The following is an 18,840-nucleotide window of genomic DNA, read 5'->3' on the forward strand; positions in this document are numbered from 1 at the left end:
CTATCGATCACCGGCGAATCCGGGCAGGTGCGACCTTAACGTGGCATGTCCTTCGAGTATTGCCGGGGTGTCGCGCAGCCCACAGTCAGGCGGCGGGCGGCGCGTTCAGCCACGGGAGCCGTACCGCCCGACGCGACGGGGCCCCGGCCGTTGTCGACCGGAGCCCCGTGACACGCGACGGCGGGTCAGCCGCCGATGACCACCCGCCGCACGCCGGTCCAGCGGGCCGGGTCGGTGACCCGCCGGCCGTCCACCAGGACGGTCACGCCGGGCAGGTCGGCCGGGCTGAGGGTGCGGTACTCCGCGTGGTCCGCCTGCACCACGGCCGCGCCGAGCGGCTCACCGTCGTACGGCGGCAGGCCGTGCGCGGCGAGTTCCTCGGCCGTGTACATCGGGTCCGAGACGTAGGGCCGGGCGCCCCGCCGCCGCAGCGCCTCCACCGTCGGGAAGACACCGGAGAAGGCGGTCTCCTTGACCCCGCCCCGGTAGGCGGCGCCCAGCACCAGCACCCCGACGTCGGTCAGGTCGCCGTACGCGGCGGCGAGCAGGTCCACCGCGTACTCCGGCATGGCCGCGTTGGCCTCCCGGGCGGAGCGGACGACGGTGGCCGCCGGGTCGTTCCACAGGTACATCCGGGGGTAGATCGGGATGCAGTGCCCGCCGACGGCGATGCCCGGCTGGTGGATGTGGCTGTACGGCTGGGTGTTGCACGCCGCGATGACCTTGGTGACGTCCACGCCGACGGTGTCGGCGAACCGGGCGAACTGGTTGGCCAGCCCGATGTTGACGTCCCGGTAGGTCGTCTCGGCCAGCTTGGCCAGCTCGGACGCCTCGGCGGAGCCGAGGTCCCAGACGCCGTTGGGACGGTCGAGGTCGGGCCGCTCGTCGAAGTCCAGCACCGCCTCGTAGAAGCGCACGCCGTGCGCCGCCGACGCCTCGTCGATGCCGCCGACGAGCTTCGGGTAGCGGCGCAGGTCGGCGAAGACCCGGCCGGTGAGCACCCGCTCGGGGCTGAACACCAGGTGGAAGTCCTTGCCCGCGGTCAGCCCCGAGCCCTGCTCGAGCATCGGCGCCCAGCGGTTGCGGGTGGTGCCGACCGGCAGCGTGGTCTCGTAGCTGACCAGGGTGCCCGGCTTGAGCCCGGCGGCGATGGCGCGGGTCGCGTCGTCCATCCAGCCGAAGTCCGGCACGCCCTCGGCGTCCACGAAGAGCGGCACGACCACCACGACCGCCTCCGACTCGGCGACCGCGGCGGCGGTGTCGGTGGTGGCGCTCAGCAGCCCGGCGGCGACGGTCTCCTTGAGCTTGACGTCCAGGTCGGTCTCCCCCGGGAAGGGCACCGCCCCGTCGTTGACCAGCCCGACGACCCGCTCGGAGACGTCGGCACCGATCACCCGGTGGCCCTTCGTGGCGAACTGCACGGCGAGCGGCAGTCCGATCTTCCCGAGCGCGACGACGCAGATGTTCATGGAAACTACTTTCCTCCTAGTGGAAGCCTGCGCCGCAGGCGGGCCACCACCCGGCGCAGCGTCACCGGCGAGACGGCGATCACCAGGTGGCCCTTGTGGTTCGTGGTCGTGGTGAAGACGTACAGCTGTCCGCCCTGTCGGTGGAGCACCCGCTGCCGCACCGGCGGACGTGGCCCGCGCAGCGGGGTGGAACCGCTGTTCCCGGCCACCACGGCGGTGACCCGGACGGTCCGGGTCCGCCCGCCCGACGGCAGGCCCGCGAGCAGGTCCGCGGCCCGGAACGAGACCCGGACGGTCGTGCCCAGCGGATCTTCCGTCAGGCCGGTGACCGTGCCGTCGGCCGAACCCACCTTGAAGGTGAGGCCGCCGTCGGCGAGCTCGGCCAGCTCCGGCCACGGGCTGCGCGCGGCGACCGTCAACGTCCTCTCCCCGCCCCGGTCGGGAGACCAGGTCGCGGAGACCGCCTCCAGCCGGGCGAGCCACCTGGCCTCGGACCGGCTGACCTCGAACCATTCCTCCGACAGGGCGGAACGGGGGTCACCGAAGCCAGGGTACAGGGCGTACCAGCGCTCGTCCTGCACCACCGTGGGCGGCAGACCCTCCTCGGCGTCCTGCCTGATCACCGCGCGCAGGTCGGCGAGCGACCCGAGCCAGGCGGCGCCGATGCGGACCCGGGCGGTGACGCCCAGCTGGTCCCGGATCCGGTCGGTGAGGTGCTTGCGGGCCAGGTTCGCCACCCCCGCGCGGACCTGCTCCTGGACGTCGGGCTCCAGCGTGAGGAAGTCGTCCTGGAGCAGCTTGGCGATCTCCCAGGTGAAGTGCCGGTACAGGATCGCGTCGCGGCGCTCGCCGGGCTCGATCAGCTCCGCCACCACGTCGACGATGCGCTCGACGCCCCGCAGCCGCGCGAGGTGGTTGCTGCGGTAGGTGATGTTGCCGGCGTTCAGCCGCTTGACCGCGTAGTAGTAGTCGTAGTCGGCGAGCACCGAGATCCGCCCGGCCCGCAGGCAGGCCTCCAGGGTGAACGGCTGGTCGCTGCCGACCGGCATGTCCTCCGGGAAGCGCAGCGCGTGCTTCTCGATCAGGTCGCGCCGGAACAGCTTGGTGTTCGACAGTGCGAACGGCAGCGCGGAGGCGAAGAGGTCCACCTCGGCCCGGGTGCTCTCGAAGATCGCCTGGTGGACGTAGCGCTCGTTGACCCCGACCATCCGGCCCAGCAGCACGTCGGAGCCCCACTCGTCGGCCGCGGCCACCATCCGGGCCAGCGCCTCCGGCCCGAGGTGGTCGTCGGCGCCGATGAACAGGACGTAGCGGCCGGTGGCGTGGTCGAGCGCGCGGTTGCTGGGGGCCGCGGGGCCGCCCGAGTTCGCCTGGTGCAGCACCTTCACGGTGCCCGGGTACGCCGCCGCGAAGCGGTCGAGCTCCGCGCCGCTGCCGTCGGTGGAGCCGTCGTCGACCGCGACGACCTCCAGCCGGTCCAGCCCGATGGTCTGCTCCACGAGGGAGGTCAGGCACCGGGTCAGGTCCGGCATCGTGTTGTAGACGGCGGTCACCACCGTCACGTCGGGCGTGCTCACGCGCCGACCCGCAGGGCCGGTGGTTCCGCGCCCGGCGTGGTGTCGTCACCGCCGGCACCGGAACCGGCGGGCAGCAGTCGGGAGTAGACGCCGTCGAGCACCCGCGCCTGCGCCTCCCACGTCCACGACTCCAACAACCCCGGACGCCCGTACACCTCCCGATAACGCCCCGGATCCGCCAACACCCCCCGCACCACCCGCACGAAGTCCCCCACATCCTCCGCCCGGAACACCTCACCCTGACCCGTCGACCGCACCGTCTCCGCCATCGTCCGCACATCACTCACCACCAACGGCAACCGCGCATGCGAATACTCGAAGAACTTCGTAATCAACGCGATCTCATGATTCGGCCAGTGATGAATCGGAATGACCCCCACCGAAGCCCCCGACAGGAACGGCACCACCTGATGATGCGGCACATACGGCAACACATGCACCCGCCCGGCCACCCCCAACTCCCCCGCCCGCACCACCAGCCCCTGCACGTACGCGGAGTCGGGCTTGTTGACCACGAAGGCGGCGTGCGCCCCGGGCAGTTGCGGCAGCGCCTCGACCATGACGTCGAGGCCCCGCCGCGCGGCGGCGACACCGCTGTAGACCAGCAGCGGCACGTCCGGCCCGATCCCGCACAGCTGGCGGATGTCCGGCGCGGGCTCGTCGCCGGGACCGGGCAGCTCGGCCAGCGAGGGGGCGTTGAGCACGACCTCGGGCCGTTCGGCCAGGCCGTGCTCCTGCTGCAACAGGTCGGCCAGCCCGCCGGAGACGGTCGTCGCCGCGTCGGCGTACGGCACGAACTCCCGCTCGTGGGCCATGTTGCCGGGCAGCCACCGGACGTTGTCGCGCCACGCCTGCACGCCGGGCAGGTACTCGTGGGCGTCCCAGACGACCGCGATCCGGCGACCCTTGGCGGCGGCCCGCAGCTTGGCCCGCGCGGCCACCCCCAGCATCCGGAAGTCGTTGGCGTGGATCAGGTCCGGCCGGAGTTCGTCGATCGTCGCGCCGTAGGCCAGCTCGTAGTCCCACAGCCCCGGCTCCAGCCGGCGCCAGGCGCCGTCGCCCTGCACGGCCTGCCAGAACTTCGTGTACGCCCGGTCCAGCGGCCCGTCCAGCCGCTTGCGGCCGCGCCGGGACCGGGTGAGCTGCCGGTGGCGGAGCGAGACCCAGCGACGGGTCACTCCGGCGGCCAGTTCCTCCGCGCGCAGCGCGTGCCACCGCAGCGGTGACGGGCGGCCGGCCCCACCGTCGCGGGCGGCCACCGTCAGCTCCGCCCGGCGGAAGGTCAGGTCCGCCCGCCAGGCCTTCATCGCCTGGCTGCGGTGCGCGGCGATTCCGGTGGGCGGGTACGCCAGCGGCCAGCGCAGCCAGGAACGGCGGAACTCGTGCCGGCGCTTGGCGAGCGGCTCGGGCATCGGCAGCAGGCGTACCTCGGCGTCGCCGAGCTGCCAGCTCTGGGACTTCCCGGCGGCTGTCCGGCCGAGCAGGACGACCTCCCAGCCGGCGTCGGCGGCCGAGCGGGCGGCCTTCTGTACCCGGGAGTCGCCGATGACCCCGTTGTCGACCAGCATGACAACACGCCCCCGGGCGCCGGCGCCGCCGTTCAGCCCCATCGTCTGCTTCTCCGCCTCTGCCCGGTGCCGTCCGGCCGGGTCCATCCGGCCCGGATCCCGAGCGATTGTACGAGACCGCCGACCGGCGCCCCCGCACCATGGATTGTGGGAAAGCGCGGGTCGGCATCGCCTCCGCGCGCCCCGGAGCGTACCCTCCCCGCTGTCCGTCCCGGCGCCCGCCGCGTCGTTGCGCGCTGTGCACGAGGAAACTGTCAGCCGGATACGTTCCGCCGGAAGTAGGGCGAGATGTCGAGTAACCAAACATTCGGTGCCCCGTCGGCGGACACGGCTCCGGCCACCCGCGACGCCCGCCGTGCCCGCGTCCGGCTGGTGCTCGGCCTGCTCGCCGCCGCCGCGCTCGGCAGCGTGCTGTGGTGGGGCCGCTGGGAGACCGCGCCGAGGCACGCCTACCCGGACACCTACTGGTACGCCCGGCAGGCGGCCACCGTGACCGGCACGCCGTCCGCCGAGGCGGACCGGTTCGCCGCCCGGCTGGTCTGCCGCCAGGGCATGCCGAGCCCTCGGCCGGGCGTCTCCTGCGTCACCGCCACCCGGCAGTGGGCGGCCAGCATGCCCCCGCGTTACCAGCGGATCTTCACCACCCGCCCCGGGTACTCGCTGATGGCGGCGCCGTTCGTGCTGGCCTTCGGGGAACGGGGCATGGTGCTGGTCACCGCCGCGCTCGCCGTACTGGCCGGCGTGTTGGCGGCCCTGGCGGTCCGGCTGCTCGGCGGCGGTCTGCTCAGCTCGCTCGCGGCCACCGCGCTGCTCTTCCTGCTGCCCACCGGTTTCTGGTTGAGCCGGCTGCTGGCCGAGGCCGGCGCGACGATGTTCGCGTTGGCCGCGCTCTGCGCCGCGCTGCCCCTGCTCCGGCCGGGCGGATCGACCCGCAGGCGGCTGCTGCTCGGCGGTGTGGTGGCGGCGGGGCTGCTCGCCTCGACCGTCACCCGGCCGGCCACCGGCCTGCTGCTGTCGGCGGCGCTGACGGGGGTGTTCGGCGTGCTGACCCTGCTGCGCCGCCGCGCCGGTCGGGAGCCGGGACTGCTCGTGCTCACCGCCGCCTGCGGCGTGGCCACGGCGGTCTGGCTCGGCCTCAGCGCCGCGCTGGACATCCCCGGCGCGGCGGAGACGCTCCAGGACAAGTTCACCGTGCACTTCACCCGGCCGGACGTCCCCGACCCGTGGCCGCGCCTGGTGGAGCTGAACCGGGAGTTCTGGCCCGCCCAGCTCAACGCCTGGTGGAACGGGGGTGCGCCGCTGGCCGCCTCGCCGTTCCTGGCCCTGCTGCTGATCGGCTTCGCCGCCCTGTTCCGGGCGCTGCCCGGCCGGGCCGCGCTGCTCTTCGCCACGGCCGGAGCGACCGGACTGCTCACGCTGGTGGCCCACCCGAAGCCGTCCGAGGCCGACCGGCTGATCCTGGTCATCTGGCTGCCGGTGGTGGTGGGCCTCGCCATGCTGCTGGGGAGGCCGGCCCGACCCGCTCCGGCGCCCGCGTCGGACACCACGGTCGCGCCGGGCCAGCCCCGGGAGTAGGAACCGCCCAGGCGGTCAGCGGGTCAACGGACGGACGTCCCAGAGCCAGACGTCCTCGACGCGCCGGCCCGGGCCGAAGCACGCGTCCAGCGCCGAACGGAGCGCCTCGGCGCGGGGATGCCGCGGCAGCACCACGGCGTCCGCGCGCCAGTGCCGGACGTCCAGCGCCGCCTGCGCGCGTTCGGCGGGGGTCAGGGTGACCGGCGCCGGGCGGTCACCCGTGGCCACCTCCGTCAGCAGGACGGCGGTGGGTCGGGGGTCCACCCCCCACCGGCCGGTGTCGTCGGTGGGCGAGGTCGGGCCGAGGAAGTAGCCCTGCGGCACGGCGAAGCCGACGCCCGCGGCGGCGCCCCAGCGCACCGAGGTCATGTTCTCCACGGGCACCGGCACCAGCGTCCGCCCGGGCGCGACGTGGTCCCGCCATCCGCCGGCGGTGACGAACCGGGGCACCTCCGGGCGCCCCACGGCCGGCAGCGGGGTCGGCAGCAGCGGCACCAGGGCCACGGCGAGCACCACCGCGGCCACCGGCCGGACGGGGACCACGCCCACCCGGGTCGGCATCCGGTCGGAGAGCAACCGGTCCACCACCACCGCGACGAGCACCCCGAGGGCGGCCGTGGTGATCAGTGCGAACCGGGCCACCACCATCGCGTCGACCACCGGCAGGCCGTTCAACAGGCGGAACGGGCCGGGGACACCGGGCCCGCGGACCGCCCAGTTGATCGTGTTGCCCAGCGAGAAGAGCGCGGCCAGCACCGCCGTGAACCCCAGCACCCGCACCAGGTGCTCCCGGCGCAGCCAGACCAGCGCGGCGACGGCCACCAGCACCAACGGCCAGCCGTAGAAGCTGGCCTCCTCGGTCACGTTGGCGGCCAGCCGGCGGTCGCCCTGCGGGCCGCCGGCGAGCGACTCGGTCGCGTAGCTGAAGTAGGAGGCGAGCCGTAGCGCGTACTTGTCGGGATCGGTGGGGTGCCCGCTGCGGTGCTGCGGGCCGAGGAACTGCATCCAGAGCGGGTACGCCGTCACCAGCAGGGTCAGTACGCCGGCCACACCCAGCACCGCCAGCGCCCGGGGAGCCGCGGCCCACGCCGCCCGGGGCCGGAACAGCACGTGGCCCAGCAGCGCCATCACGCAGGCCAGGGCGAGGATGAAGAGGATCTCGACGCTGACGAAGAACTGCGCGGAGATCAGCGCGCCGAGGATGAGCCCGTCCCGCAGCGGGCGCCCGCCACGCGTCAGTCGGGCCACCCGCCACACGATGAACGGGATCAGCCACTGCGCGGTGATGTGCGGGTGACCGTTGCTGTGCGAGACCAGGGCCGGCGCGAAGGCGCAGCAGGCGGCGCCGACCAGCGCCGCCGCACGGTTGCCGACCACGTGCCGGGAGAGCACCCAGTACCAGGCGAGCCCGGTGCCGGCCAGGTTGAGGGTCATCAGCACCAGGTACGACAGCGCCGCGCCGCCGAGCAGGGTGACCGGCGCGAGCAGGACGCCGGGCAGCTGGATGCCCACGTTCGTCATCAGGTTCACCCCGTCGGGGGCGTTCTGCAACCTCGTGAAGAACGGGTTCTCCAGGTTGGCCACGGCGTGCGCCGCGTGGGCCAGCATCCACTCGTTGAAGTCCTGGTCCGCCGGCTGCGCGCCCAGCACCCGGCCGTACACGTCACGCCAGCCCCGGGCGGTCACCCAGAGCGCGCCGGCGAGCAGGACGAGCACGGCGACGAGGTCGGGCCGGCGCCGGCGGGTCTCCCGGGGCGGAGCAGCCGGGGCGCCCTCCTCGGCGGTGTCGGTGGACAGGTCGTTCGCCGGGGGGTGCGCTGCGGTCACGGTGCCCGATCCTACTCATCGCGACACGCTCCACGGCGCCATCGCGCCGGGGCGCGTCGCCGCCCGGTCCGGGCCTCGTCACCGCCCCGGTCCGGGCCTCGTCACCGCCCCGGTCCGAGCCTCGTCACCGCCCGTTCCGAGCCGCTCCCGGGCCCGTCGCCGCCGGCTCCAGCGGGTTCGCCGCCGCGAATCCGACGCGTCGGTCAGACCGGAAGCTGCCGCGGGGAATCAGGTGCGGGCCCGGCCACCGGTCCCCGCGTCGGGGCGGGCGGGTGGTCCGGCAGCAGTCGGGAGTAGACGCCGTCGAGCACCCGCGCCTGCGCCTCCCACGTCCACGACTCCAACAACCCCGGACGCCCGTACACCTCCCGATAACGCCCCGGATCCGCCAACACCCCCCGCACCACCCGCACGAAGTCCCCCACATCCTCCGCCCGGAACACCTCACCCTGACCCGTCGACCGCACCGTCTCCGCCATCGTCCGCACATCACTCACCACCAACGGCAACCGCGCATGCGAATACTCGAAGAACTTCGTAATCAACGCGATCTCATGATTCGGCCAGTGATGAATCGGAATGACCCCCACCGAAGCCCCCGACAGGAACGGCACCACCTGATGATGCGGCACATACGGCAACACATGCACCCGCCCGGCCACCCCCAACTCCCCCGCCCGCACCACCAGGCCCTTCACGTACGGGGCGGCCGGTCGGGGCACCACCAGCGCCACGTGGGCGTCGGGTAGTTCGGTGAGCGCCTCGACCATGATGCCGAGACCCCGCTGTTCGGCGGCGGCTCCGCTGTAGACCAGCAGCGGGACGTCCGGCCCGATCCCGCACAGCTCGCGGATGTCGGGCACCCCGTCGCCGCCGCCCGCCGCGTCCGCGCTGCTCGGGGTGTTCAGCACGACGGTGGGCTGCTCGGGCAGCCCGTGCCGCTCGCGCAGCAGATCGGCCAGTCCGTCGGAGACGGTGAGGACCGCGTCGGCGTACGGGGCGTACTCCCGCTCGTGCGCAGTGTTGGCCGGCAGCCACCGGGGGCTGTCGTTCCAGCGCCGGATGCCGGGCAGGAACTCGTGGGCGTCCCAGACCAACGCGACGCGCCGGCCCTTGGCGGCGGCCCGCAGCTTGGCCCGCGCGCCGACCCCCAGCATCCGGAAGTCGTTGGCGTGGATCAGATCCGGCCGCAGCTTGTCGACCACCGGCCCGAAGGCCAGCTCGAAGTCCCACAGCGCCGGGTCGAGCCGCCGCCAGGCGCGGTCGCCGGCGACCGTCTGCCAGAACCGCGTGTAGAGCAGGTCGACCGGGGTGGCCAGGCCCTTGCGTACCTCCTGGGCCCGGCTGAGCTGGCGGCGCCGCAGCGACACCCAGCGACGCGTCACCTTCGTCGCCAGCAGTTCGCCGCGCAGCAGCTGCCGGCTCAGTGCCAGCCCGGCGGAGGAGCGCCGCTCGCCGTGGGCCTCGCTCAGCGCGCCGAGGCGCGCCTCCAGGTCGGCGCGGCGGGCGCGCACCTCCTGCTCGCGGCGGGCCGCGATCCCGGTGGGCGGGTAGGCCAGCGGGCCGCGCACCCAGTGGCGGCGGAACTCGTGCGGCGGCCGGGCGAGCGAGGTGGTCATCGGCAGCAGCCGGACCTCGGCCCCGCCGAGCTGCCACTTCTGCGCCTTGCCGGTGGCCGAGCGGCCCAGCAGGACCACCTCCCAGCCGGCCTCGGCGGCCGAGGCGGCGGTCTTCTGCACCCGGGAGTCGCCCTCGACGCCGTTGTCCACGAGCATGACCACCCGGCCCCGGGTGGCGGGGGCGGCCGGTCCGGCGGCGCCGTCGGTCATGGTGCCTCCTCGTTCTGTACGGCCCGTCGGGCCCCGGCGAGTGTACGGCTTCGACGGCGCCCCCACCGAGGACCCGAACACCGCCCCGCACCGAGGACCCGGACGGCGCCCGCGTCGGAGCTGCCCGGTCCGCCACGGCGGCACCGCAGGGGCGCCTCGCTCCGGCCGCGGCGGGGCGGTCGACGGGGCGGCCCGGGGCACTAGCATGGCCCGGTGACCGCCTCCCACCCTGTCAACGTCGCGCCGGCCGCCGAGGCCGGCCCCGCATCGTCACCGACCCCGCACCGGTCGGACGCCGCCGCCACCACGGTCCCGGAGAGCCGGGCCGGCGGACCGCCGCCACGCGAGTACGGGCTGGACGCGCTGCGGGTCGTGGCGATCTGCGGCGTGGTGGCCATCCACGTCTTCGGCGTCATCGTCGGCCAGGACGACCTGCGCGGCAACCTCGGCTGGTGGGTGGCCACGGCGATCGACATCGGGGCGATCTGGACCGTGCCCGCGTTCATCATGATCAGCGGGGCGTTCGTGCTCGATCCGCGGGCACACCGGGCCGGCCCGGCCGCGTTCTACCGCAAGCGCTTCGCCCGGATCCTCCCTGCCATGATCGTCTGGCACGTGGTGTACGTGGTCGTGGTACGGATGGCGATGCGGGGCGAGGAGGTGAGCCTCACCCTGCTGACCCGCCTGCTGATCGACGGCAAGGTCTTCACCGCGCTGTACTTCCTGTGGCTGATCGCCGGGCTCTACGTGCTCGCGCCCGTCATCGCGCCGTTCCTGCACGCCGGCGGGCGGCACCGGGCGCTGATCACCGCCGGGGTCGCGCTGGGCTGGACCATGGTCGCCTACATGATCCCGGGCATCGCCCTCATGCTCGGCGACTCCCGTCCGAACATCCTGACCAGCTGGAACCGCTGGTGGCCGTACGTCGGCTTCTTCATCGCCGGCTGGGCCCTGCGCCGGGTGGTGCTCAACCGGCTCTGGACGGTGCTCGCCCTGATCGGCGCCGGCCTGCTGCTGGCCGAGGCGATCTGGCAGTTCGGGGTGGCGCCCCAGCACCGCCTGCTCCAGGCCACCTTCCCGGTGATGGCGACCGGCACGCTGGTCGCCGCCGCCACCCTGCTGATCTTCATGGCCTCGGTGAGCATCGGGTCCCGGATCACCTGGCGCCCCGCGGTGGGCCGCCTGGTGACCCGCCTCTCCGACGCCTCGTTCGGGGTGTTCCTGATCCACCTGCTCGTCTTCGAGGTCTTCCGGCAGCTGATTCCGGAGGTGAAGGCCGGGCGGTCGCTGGAGGCCATCGGGTTGACCTACCCGGCCGTGCTGGTGATCTCCTTCGCCGTCTCGATGGTGGCGGCCCGGATCCCGTACGTGCGGGCGGTCTTCTGACCGCTGGCACCGACGGCGCCCGGCGTCGAGGGCCCCCGCCTTCGACGGCCCGGCCGACGGCGACGGCCCGGACGATTCCGATCGTCCGGGCCGTCGCCGTCGGTCGGGCAGTGCCACCACGGCCGACGGCCGCCCGCCTCCATCCGCCGAAGCGGGAGGCGGGCGGCCGTCGGACCGCGTCGGCTCAGCCGAGGAACGAGGTGAGCTGGCGGGCCGTCCAGGTGCCGTCGTGGTAGGTGCGGGCGTACTGGGCGGAGGCGAGGCCGATCTTGGCGGTCGCGTCCCGGTCGTCGAGCAGGGACTCGACGACCCCGGTGAGGCTGGTCGGGGTGGCGTTGACGATCGGCAGGTCACCACCGACGGTCTTCGTGACCTGCTCGCTGAGGTAGGCCACCACCGGCTTGCCGGCCGCCATCGCCTCGACGGCGAAGGTGCCGAAGCTGCCCGTGGTGAACTGGTCGAGCACCAGGTCGCAGTCGCGGACCAACTCCCGCATCTCCGCCCAGGCGACCCCCTCGGCCAGCCGCAGCTCGATGACGCCCCGGTCGTGCAGGGCCTGCATCGCCGGCAGGATCCGGTCGGTGCCCTTGGTCCACCGCTTGGACGGCGCGTGCAGCACCAGCGGTCGGGGCCGCTGCATCACCGGCCGGTCGCAGGCCCAGGCGTCGACGTCCACCACCAGCGGGGCCCACGTCGCCCACGGCAGGTCCTCGAGCAGGTCCGGCGTGGTCACGAAGGCCGGCAGCCCGCACTCCTCGGCCACCCGGCGGTTGCGCTCGGCCTTCTTCCGCAGCTTCGCCGCGATCCCGTCGGGCGCGTCCCGGAACAGGGAGAACTCGTGCCGCTGCTGGTGCCGGTCCGGGTGCCGGATCTCGCTGCCGTGCGCCAGCAGCGCGACCTTGATCCCGGCCTTGCGCAGCGCCGGCAGGTCACCTTCGATGTTGTCGCCGTTGAGCTGGCCGAACAGCGGCATGAACGCGTCGACCAGCACGTGGGTGTACTGGCTGAGCACCCGGTTGAGCTGCTCCATCTGGAAGTCGAGTTCCGGCTGGCGCAGGGAGTCGAGGTAGATGTCCGCCGGGTAGTCGAACGAGCCGGGCAGCTTGTTCATCACCACCTGCACCGACACGTCGGCGTTGTCCCGGCAGATGGCCCTGGCGAAGGCGGCGGCCTGGCCGGCGTAGTTGGCCGGGCCGAGACCGAGGCGGATCGGCGTGTCGCCGAGTTCACGCCAGCCTTCCAGGGGCCGCCGCTCGGCGGTGCCCGTCGACGGCGCGGCGACCGGACGCTCCTGCACCGTCCACGGCACCTCGCGCGGACCGGCCGGTGCGACGCCCGAGAGGTCCCGGTAGAGCTGGAGCAGCTTGCTGCTCTGCCGCTCCCAGGACAGGTCGTCGAGGATCGGCTCGGTGATGTGCGCGGCCAGCTCGGCCCGGCGGGCGGTGGCCCGGCGTACCGCCTCCACGAAGCCCGCCACGTCGCCCGAGGTGAACGTCTCGCCGATGTCGTGCCCCTCGACGAACGCCCGGACCACCTGCACGTCGCTCGTCACCAGGGGAAGGCCAGCGTGCAGGTACTCGGAGACCTTGGTCGGCAGGGACAACTCGCAGTTCGGGGTGCGCTGGAACGGGATCAGGCCGAGATCGGCGGAGCTGAGGTAGTCGGCGACCTCGTACGGCGCGACGTAGGGGACCACGTGCACCCGGCCCCGCGTGCCGGTCGCCTCGGCCCGGGCGAGCAGTTCCTCCAGCAGCGGGGTCATCCGCCCGCTGACCAGGGCCAGGTGGTGCTCCGGCAGCTGGGGCAGGGCCGCGATCACGGTGTCCAGCCCGCGTTCCTTGCCGATCCAGCCCGCGTACACCATCAGCGGCACGCCCTCGGCGACGCCGGCGCGCTCCCGTACCGAGGCGGTCACGGCACCGCTGCGGATGCCGTCGCGCACCGGCGAGTTGCCCACCACCAGCGGGGTCTTCGGCAGCCCGTACTCGGTCTGCAGCTTCTCCGCGATCTGTTCGGAGACGGTGACCACCGCGTCCGCCCGGCCGATGAACTCCCGCTCGGCGGCCCGTACGCCGCTGGCCTGCTGCGGCTTGGGCCAGGCGACGCCCTGCACGTACTCGTGGGCGTCGTAGAGCCAGACGCAGCCGCGCCCGCGCGCCCGCAGCCGCGCGGCACTCATCGCCGCGGTCGGGATCGTGTTGATGTCGTTGGCGTGGATGACGTCCGGCGCCAGTTCCTCCAGCACCGGCCCGAACGCCAGGTCGATGTCGAGCAGCGTCGGCCAGTCGGTCCGCCAGTCGCCGGTCGGCGGCAGCGGCTGGGTGCTGTGGAACTGTTCCCAACCCCAGGCCCGCAGCCGGAACTGGTGGACCGCCTCGTGCGCCCGCAGCCAGGCACGCGGCGGAGGCTTGCGCTTCGCCGTCTGCGACCGGAGCCAGGCCTGGTGCGAGGCGCGGTAGCGGGCCAGCGCGGACTTGTCCGGAATGCCGAACTGCGTCAGCGTACGGCGGATCTTGTGCTCCCGGGCGGGCCGGCGGGCCAGGGTCTGCGGCACCGGAACCCGGATGACCTGGATCGGCCCCATGGCGGAGCGCTCCGGCTCGCCCTTCTTACGGCTGCTCCGGCCCACCAGGACCACGTCCCAGCCGTCGCGGGCCGCGGCGATGGCGGTCTTCTGGACGCGGGAGTCGCCGGTGATGCCGTTGGCGACCAGTACGACGAGCCGCGGCGCTCGGCGGGGCGTTGACATTCGCTGTCCTTCGGTGGGGAGGAGGGCTGGCGGTCGAGGCTGCCGACCGCGGTCCGCCGCACGCGGACCGCGGTCGCCCGTGCTCAGCGGGTGGGGACGGTGTCCCCCGCCGGGGAGGCGGTGCTCGTCCCCACGGTGATCGTGCTGCCGTCGGTCGCGGAACGCAGGACGGCGCCGGCCACCTCGACCGTACGCAGACCCTGGCGCAGGGTCACGATGTCGCTCGCCTTGCCCTCGACGGCGTCCCGGAAGCGCTCGTGCTCGACCAGCAGCGGCTCACGCTTGGGGATCGCGTAGCGCACCATGTCGCCCTCGGCGACGCCCCGGAACGCGCGCAGCGCCTCCCACTCGGTGCCGATGGCGCCGTTGGCGTAGAAGGTGAGGTCGGCGGTCAGGGTGTCGGCGACGAAGCAGCCCCGCTCACCGGTGATCACCGTGGACCGCTCCTTGAGCGGGCTCAGCCAGTTGACCAGGTGGTTGACCATGGTGCCGTCGGCGAGCTGCCCCACCACGGCGACCATGTCCTCGTGCAGCCGCCCGCTGCGGGAGACCGTGCGGGCCGACACCGAGGTGTATTCCTGGCCGGTCACCCAGCTGGTCAGGTCGATGTCGTGGGTGGCCAGGTCCATCACCACGCCGACGTCGGCGATGCGGTGCGGGAAGGGGCCCTGCCGGCGGGTGACGACCTGGTAGACCTCGCCCAGCTCGCCCGCCTCCAGCCGGGTGCGCAGGTTCTGCAGGGCGGGGTTGTACCGCTCGATGTGCCCGACGCCGGCCACCAGGCCGGCGGCCTCGAAGGCCTCCACCAGCCGCAGCGCCGCGTCCACGCTCTGCGCGAGGGGCTTCTCGATCAGGGCGCTGACGCCGTTGGCGGCCAGTTCCAGGCCGACCTGCTCGTGCAGCGCCGTCGGGCAGGCCACCACCGCGTAGTCGACGCCGAGGGCGAGCAGGTCACCGAGCTCGGGCACGACCGGCGCCCGCAGCGTGCCGGTCGTGTCGCCGGCCGGGTCGACGATGCCGATCAGCTCGACGCCGTCCAGACCCGCGAGGATGCGGGCGTGGTTGCGGCCCATCGCGCCGAGGCCGATCAGGCCGGCGCGCAGCTTGCGGCCCTCGCTCACCGGGCACCCCCGGCCAGGTTCGCGCCCTCGGCGATGCGCTCCAGGTCGGCCTCGGTCAGCGAGGGGTGCACCGGCAGGGAGACGACCTCGGCGGCGGCGCGCTCGGTCTCCGGCAGGTCCCAGGGGCCGGGCTTGCCGTCCTCGGTCAGGTAGGGCTTGAGCCGGTGGATCGGGGTCGGGTAGTAGACGGCGTTGCCGATGCCCAGCTCGGTGAGGCGCTGCTGGGCGGCGTCCCGGTCGCCCTGCACCCGCACCGTGTACTGGTGGTAGACGTGCCGGGCGGCGTCGGCCACCGGCGGGGTCACCATGCTGGTGATCTTCGAGTCGAGGAACTTGGCGTTCGCCCGGCGCTGCTCGGTCCACCCGTCGAGCTGGCCCAGCTGGACCCGGCCGATGGCCGCGGCGACGTCGGTCATCCGCATGTTCGCGCCGACGATCTCGTTGGCGTACCGCTGCTCCATGCCCTGGTTGCGCAGCAGCCGCAGCGTGCGGGCCAGCCCGGCGTCGCCGGTGCTGACCATGCCGCCCTCCAGGGCGTGCATGTTCTTGGTGGGGTAGAAGCTGAAGCAGCCGGCGGTGCCGAACGCCCCCACCGGGGTGCCGTGCAGCGCGGCGCCGTGCGCCTGGGCGGCGTCCTCGACGACGGCCAGGCCGTGCCGCTCCGCGATCGCCATGATCCGGTCCATCGCGGCGGGGTGGCCGTAGAGGTGGACCGGCATGATCGCCACGGTGCGCGGGGTGACCGCGGCGGCGACCGCCTCCGGGTCGAGGCAGAAGCTGCCCGGCTCGATGTCCGCGAAGACCGGCTCGGCACCGACCAGCCGGACGGCGTTCGCGCTGGCCGCGAAGGAGAACGACGGCACGATGACCTCGTCACCCGGGCCGAAGCCGAGGGCCATGAGGGTGAGTTGCAGGGCGGAGGTGCCCGAGTTCACCGCGACGCAGTGCCGCCCGGCGACCAGCTGGCCGAACTCCTCCTCGAAGGCCGCGACCTCGGGACCCTGCACCACCCGGCCGCTCCGGAGCACCCGAACAGCCGCCTCGATCTCGGCTTCCCCGATGATCGGCCGTGCCGGGGGAATGAACTCTGGGTGGGGCCCAGCCATGGGGCGTCCTCCTGTGTCAGATGGTGTTCGGGTGGGGGTTCGGGGTGCGATACTAGCCCGTTGCGAAGTGGGCCGAGACCGACGAGGTCAACGTTCACGCACCGGCCGGGTGGGGTTCAGACGTGGTCATGGACCGCGAATTCCACTCGTCGAGGGACGGACCGGTACATGCTACCCGCAGGGCCGCGACGATCGCGGCGGCCATGCGGGCGATCTCCGGCGTGTCAAGAGGCGCCCGGGAGATGGCCAGTCGCCAGTAGACCGGCCCGACGATCAGGTCTGCCACGCCGCGCCGGTCGGCTCCCGCCGGCAGTTCACCCCGCTCGACCGCCCGGCCGACGACGAGCTCGCCGACGCGGTCCTGGTAGCCGGTCAGGGTCCGCTGGAGGGTCTCGGCGATCTGCGGGTTGCGCGCCGCCTCGGCGAGCAGGTCCGGGATGATCTGCGAGGCCAGCGGGTGGCGCAGCGCCCGGGCGGCGACGAGCAGCAGCAGCTCCACGTCCCCGTGCAGGCTCCCGGCGTCCACCACGGGCAGCTTGCGGCCGGCGACCGCGGAGACCATGTCCACCACCAGCTCGAGCTTGGAGCGCCACCGGCGGTAGATCGCCGTCTTGCTGACCCCGGCCCGCCGGGCCACCGCCTCGATCGACAACCGGCCGTAGCCGACCTCCGCCAGCTCCTGCGTGACCGCGCGGCGGATGGCCGTGGTGATGTCGTCACGGAGCACCGCCGCACCGGCCGGCACCCGCCTCTTATCGGTCTTCACGTGCAACAATGTAGCGCAGCGACGGTACGGTTGCGTCCCGACGTGTTTTCCACTACGGTTCGCCCGGCGACGAGGGCGGCGCTCCGCACCGGCCACGTTCTCCCGTCGTCGCCCGCATCCCGTTGGCACGAATGAGATCGGAGTGCCCAACCATGGCCAACACCACGGTGGCCGACCCGGATTCCGGGCTCACCGGGGCCCAGCTCGCCCAGCGGTACGGTCTCCGGTTCGCCGGTGAGCGGCCGGCCCTGGGCGAATACGCGGGGCAGCTCTGGCACTACCGGCACTTCATCGCCGCGTACGCCAACGCCAAGCTGGTGGCGTCGTTCAGCAACGCCCGGCTGGGGCAGCTGTGGCAGGTACTCACCCCGCTGACCAACGCGGCGGTCTACTACCTGATCTTCGGCGTGGTGCTGGCGCAGAACAGGACCCCGAACTTCATCGCCTACCTCTGCACCGGCCTGTTCATCTTCAACTTCACCCAGACCGCGGTGCAGAACGGCACGCAGTCGATCACCAGCAACCTGGGCCTGATCCGGGCGCTGCACTTCCCCCGGGCCTGCCTGCCGCTGGCCGTGACGATCACCCAGTTCCAGCAGCTCCTCGGCTCGATGGTGGTACTCCTCGCCATCGTGCTGGTGACCGGCGAGCCGATCACCCTGGCCTGGCTGATGCTGCCGCCGGCGATCCTGCTCCAGACGGTCTTCAACGCCGGGCTCACCATGGCGATGGCCCGGATGGGCTCGAAGCTGGCGGACCTCAAGCAGGTCATGCCCTTCGTGATGCGCACCTGGATGTACGGCTCCGGCGTGCTCTACAGCGTGGCGCTCTTCGAGCAGCACCTGCCGTCCTGGGCCTCGGGGCTGGTCGAGCTCAACCCGGCGCTGGTCTACATCGAGCTGGCCCGGGTCTCGCTGCTGGAGAGCACGCCGCTGCTCAGCTCCTCCCTGCTCCAACTCTGGGTGACGGCGCTGGGTTGGGCGATCGTGATGGGCGTCGGGGGTTTCATCTACTTCTGGCGGGGCGAACAGGAGTACGGCCGTGGTTGAGCAGCAGTTCGATTCGTCCAACGACGTGACGGTGACGCTGCCCCAGGTGCGGGAGCGCATCCCCACCGTGGTGGTGGAGGACGCGCACGTCATCTACCGGGTGCACAAGGGCGCCGGCGGGGGCGGCGGCCCGGTCGGCGCGCTCAAGCGGCTCGTGAGCCGCACCTCGGCGCCGAACATCCGGGAGGTGCACGCGGTCAAGGGGGTCAGCTTCACCGCGTACCGGGGCGAGGCGATCGGGCTGATCGGCAGCAACGGCTCGGGCAAGTCGACCATGCTGCGTGCCATCGCCGGCCTGCTCCCGGTCAACCGCGGCGCGGTCTACACGCAGGGGCAGCCCTCGCTGCTCGGGGTCAACGCGGCCCTGCTCAACGACCTCTCCGGCGAGCGCAACGTCGTGCTGGGCTGCCTGGCCATGGGCATGTCGCCCGAGGAGGTGCAGCGGCAGACGCCCGAGATCATCGAGTTCTCCGGCATCAACCAGCGGGGCGACTTCGCCTCGCTGCCGATGCGCACCTACTCCTCCGGCATGGCGGCCCGGCTGCGCTTCTCCATCTCGTCGGCCAAGAAGCACGACGTGCTGCTCATCGACGAGGCCCTCGCGACCGGCGACAAGATCTTCCGCAAGCGCAGCGAGCGGCGGGTACGGGAGCTGCGGGAGGGCGCCGGCACGGTGTTCCTCGTCAGCCACCAGCTCTCCTCCATCCGGGACACCTGTGACCGGACGATCTGGCTGGAATCGGGCGTCCTGCGCATGGACGGCCCGACCGACGAGGTCGTCCGGGAGTACGAGGCGTTCACCGGCAAGTAGCGCGCCC

13 protein-coding genes are annotated in these 18,840 nt (G+C 73.1%); 4 read left to right on the top strand and 9 right to left on the bottom strand.

All coding sequences use genetic code 11. The annotated features are described in order from the left end of the window. Positions 1–185: 185 nt before the first annotated feature. The 3 genes from ACGFIR_RS08880 to ACGFIR_RS08890 are packed head-to-tail and all read right to left on the bottom strand — an operon-like array spanning position 186 to position 4,614. Positions 186–1,469, bottom strand: coding sequence for a nucleotide sugar dehydrogenase (locus ACGFIR_RS08880; protein WP_393006159.1), 1,284 nt, complete (start codon positions 1,467–1,469; stop codon positions 186–188). Positions 1,470–1,474: 5 nt separating this feature from the next. Then, complete coding sequence (locus tag ACGFIR_RS08885) at positions 1,475–3,046, bottom strand: glycosyltransferase family 2 protein (protein WP_393006161.1); 1,572 nt, start codon at positions 3,044–3,046, stop codon at positions 1,475–1,477. Beyond that, complete coding sequence (locus tag ACGFIR_RS08890) at positions 3,043–4,614, bottom strand: glycosyltransferase family 4 protein (protein ID WP_393144704.1); 1,572 nt, start codon at positions 4,612–4,614, stop codon at positions 3,043–3,045. Before ACGFIR_RS08890 ends, ACGFIR_RS08885 begins: the two co-directional genes overlap by 4 nt. Before the next feature lie 288 nt (positions 4,615–4,902). On the opposite strand from ACGFIR_RS08890, the gene ACGFIR_RS08895 reads away from it, so the two are divergent. Continuing rightward, complete coding sequence (locus tag ACGFIR_RS08895) at positions 4,903–6,189, top strand: hypothetical protein (protein WP_393144041.1); 1,287 nt, start codon at positions 4,903–4,905, stop codon at positions 6,187–6,189. 15 nt (positions 6,190–6,204) lie between these two features. On the opposite strand, the gene ACGFIR_RS08900 is transcribed toward ACGFIR_RS08895, so the two are convergent. Both ACGFIR_RS08900 and ACGFIR_RS08905 read right to left on the bottom strand, forming a co-directional pair. Beyond that, the gene (locus tag ACGFIR_RS08900; protein ID WP_393144043.1) at positions 6,205–8,016 is read right to left on the bottom strand and encodes a hypothetical protein; all 1,812 of its coding nucleotides are present in this window, start codon (positions 8,014–8,016) and stop codon (positions 6,205–6,207) included. 203 nt (positions 8,017–8,219) lie between these two features. Beyond that, positions 8,220–9,791 (bottom strand): glycosyltransferase family 4 protein, encoded by a 1,572-nt coding sequence (locus ACGFIR_RS08905; protein ID WP_393144706.1) that lies wholly within the window; start codon positions 9,789–9,791, stop codon positions 8,220–8,222. A gap of 267 nt (positions 9,792–10,058) precedes the next feature. Here ACGFIR_RS08905 and ACGFIR_RS08910 point away from each other — a divergent pair, with 267 nt between their 5' ends. Then, complete coding sequence (locus ACGFIR_RS08910; RefSeq protein ID WP_393144045.1) at positions 10,059–11,231, top strand: acyltransferase; 1,173 nt, start codon at positions 10,059–10,061, stop codon at positions 11,229–11,231. 184 nt (positions 11,232–11,415) lie between these two features. Here ACGFIR_RS08910 and ACGFIR_RS08915 read toward each other — a convergent pair whose 3' ends face one another. The 4 genes from ACGFIR_RS08915 to ACGFIR_RS08930 all read right to left on the bottom strand — a co-directional run bounded on the left by ACGFIR_RS08915 (position 11,416) and on the right by ACGFIR_RS08930 (position 16,973). Next, positions 11,416–13,980 (bottom strand): glycosyltransferase, encoded by a 2,565-nt coding sequence (locus tag ACGFIR_RS08915; protein WP_393006169.1) that lies wholly within the window; start codon positions 13,978–13,980, stop codon positions 11,416–11,418. 83 nt (positions 13,981–14,063) lie between these two features. Continuing rightward, on the bottom strand, positions 14,064–15,101 hold the full coding sequence (locus ACGFIR_RS08920; RefSeq protein WP_393006171.1) for a Gfo/Idh/MocA family protein: 1,038 nt from the start codon (positions 15,099–15,101) through the stop codon (positions 14,064–14,066). Then, the gene (locus tag ACGFIR_RS08925) at positions 15,098–16,207 is read right to left on the bottom strand and encodes a DegT/DnrJ/EryC1/StrS family aminotransferase (protein ID WP_393006173.1); all 1,110 of its coding nucleotides are present in this window, start codon (positions 16,205–16,207) and stop codon (positions 15,098–15,100) included. The genes ACGFIR_RS08920 and ACGFIR_RS08925 overlap by 4 nt, the downstream gene beginning before the upstream one ends. 94 nt (positions 16,208–16,301) lie before the next feature. Beyond that, entirely contained in the window at positions 16,302–16,973 is a 672-nt protein-coding gene (locus ACGFIR_RS08930) for a TetR/AcrR family transcriptional regulator (RefSeq protein ID WP_393006175.1), read from the bottom strand. Between the two features lie 152 nt (positions 16,974–17,125). On the opposite strand from ACGFIR_RS08930, the gene ACGFIR_RS08935 reads away from it, so the two are divergent. Both ACGFIR_RS08935 and ACGFIR_RS08940 read left to right on the top strand, forming a co-directional pair. Further along, positions 17,126–18,022 carry an ABC transporter permease gene (locus ACGFIR_RS08935; protein WP_393006177.1) on the top strand — a complete coding sequence of 299 codons (897 nt, stop codon included), beginning with the start codon at positions 17,126–17,128 and terminating at the stop codon, positions 18,020–18,022. Between the two features lie 25 nt (positions 18,023–18,047). Next, positions 18,048–18,833, top strand: coding sequence for an ABC transporter ATP-binding protein (locus ACGFIR_RS08940; RefSeq protein WP_393006328.1), 786 nt, complete (start codon positions 18,048–18,050; stop codon positions 18,831–18,833). Positions 18,834–18,840 lie beyond the last annotated feature (7 nt).

The sequence above is a fragment of the Micromonospora sp. NPDC049051 genome (assembly GCF_043197575.1).
Lineage (GTDB): Bacteria > Actinomycetota > Actinomycetes > Mycobacteriales > Micromonosporaceae > Micromonospora.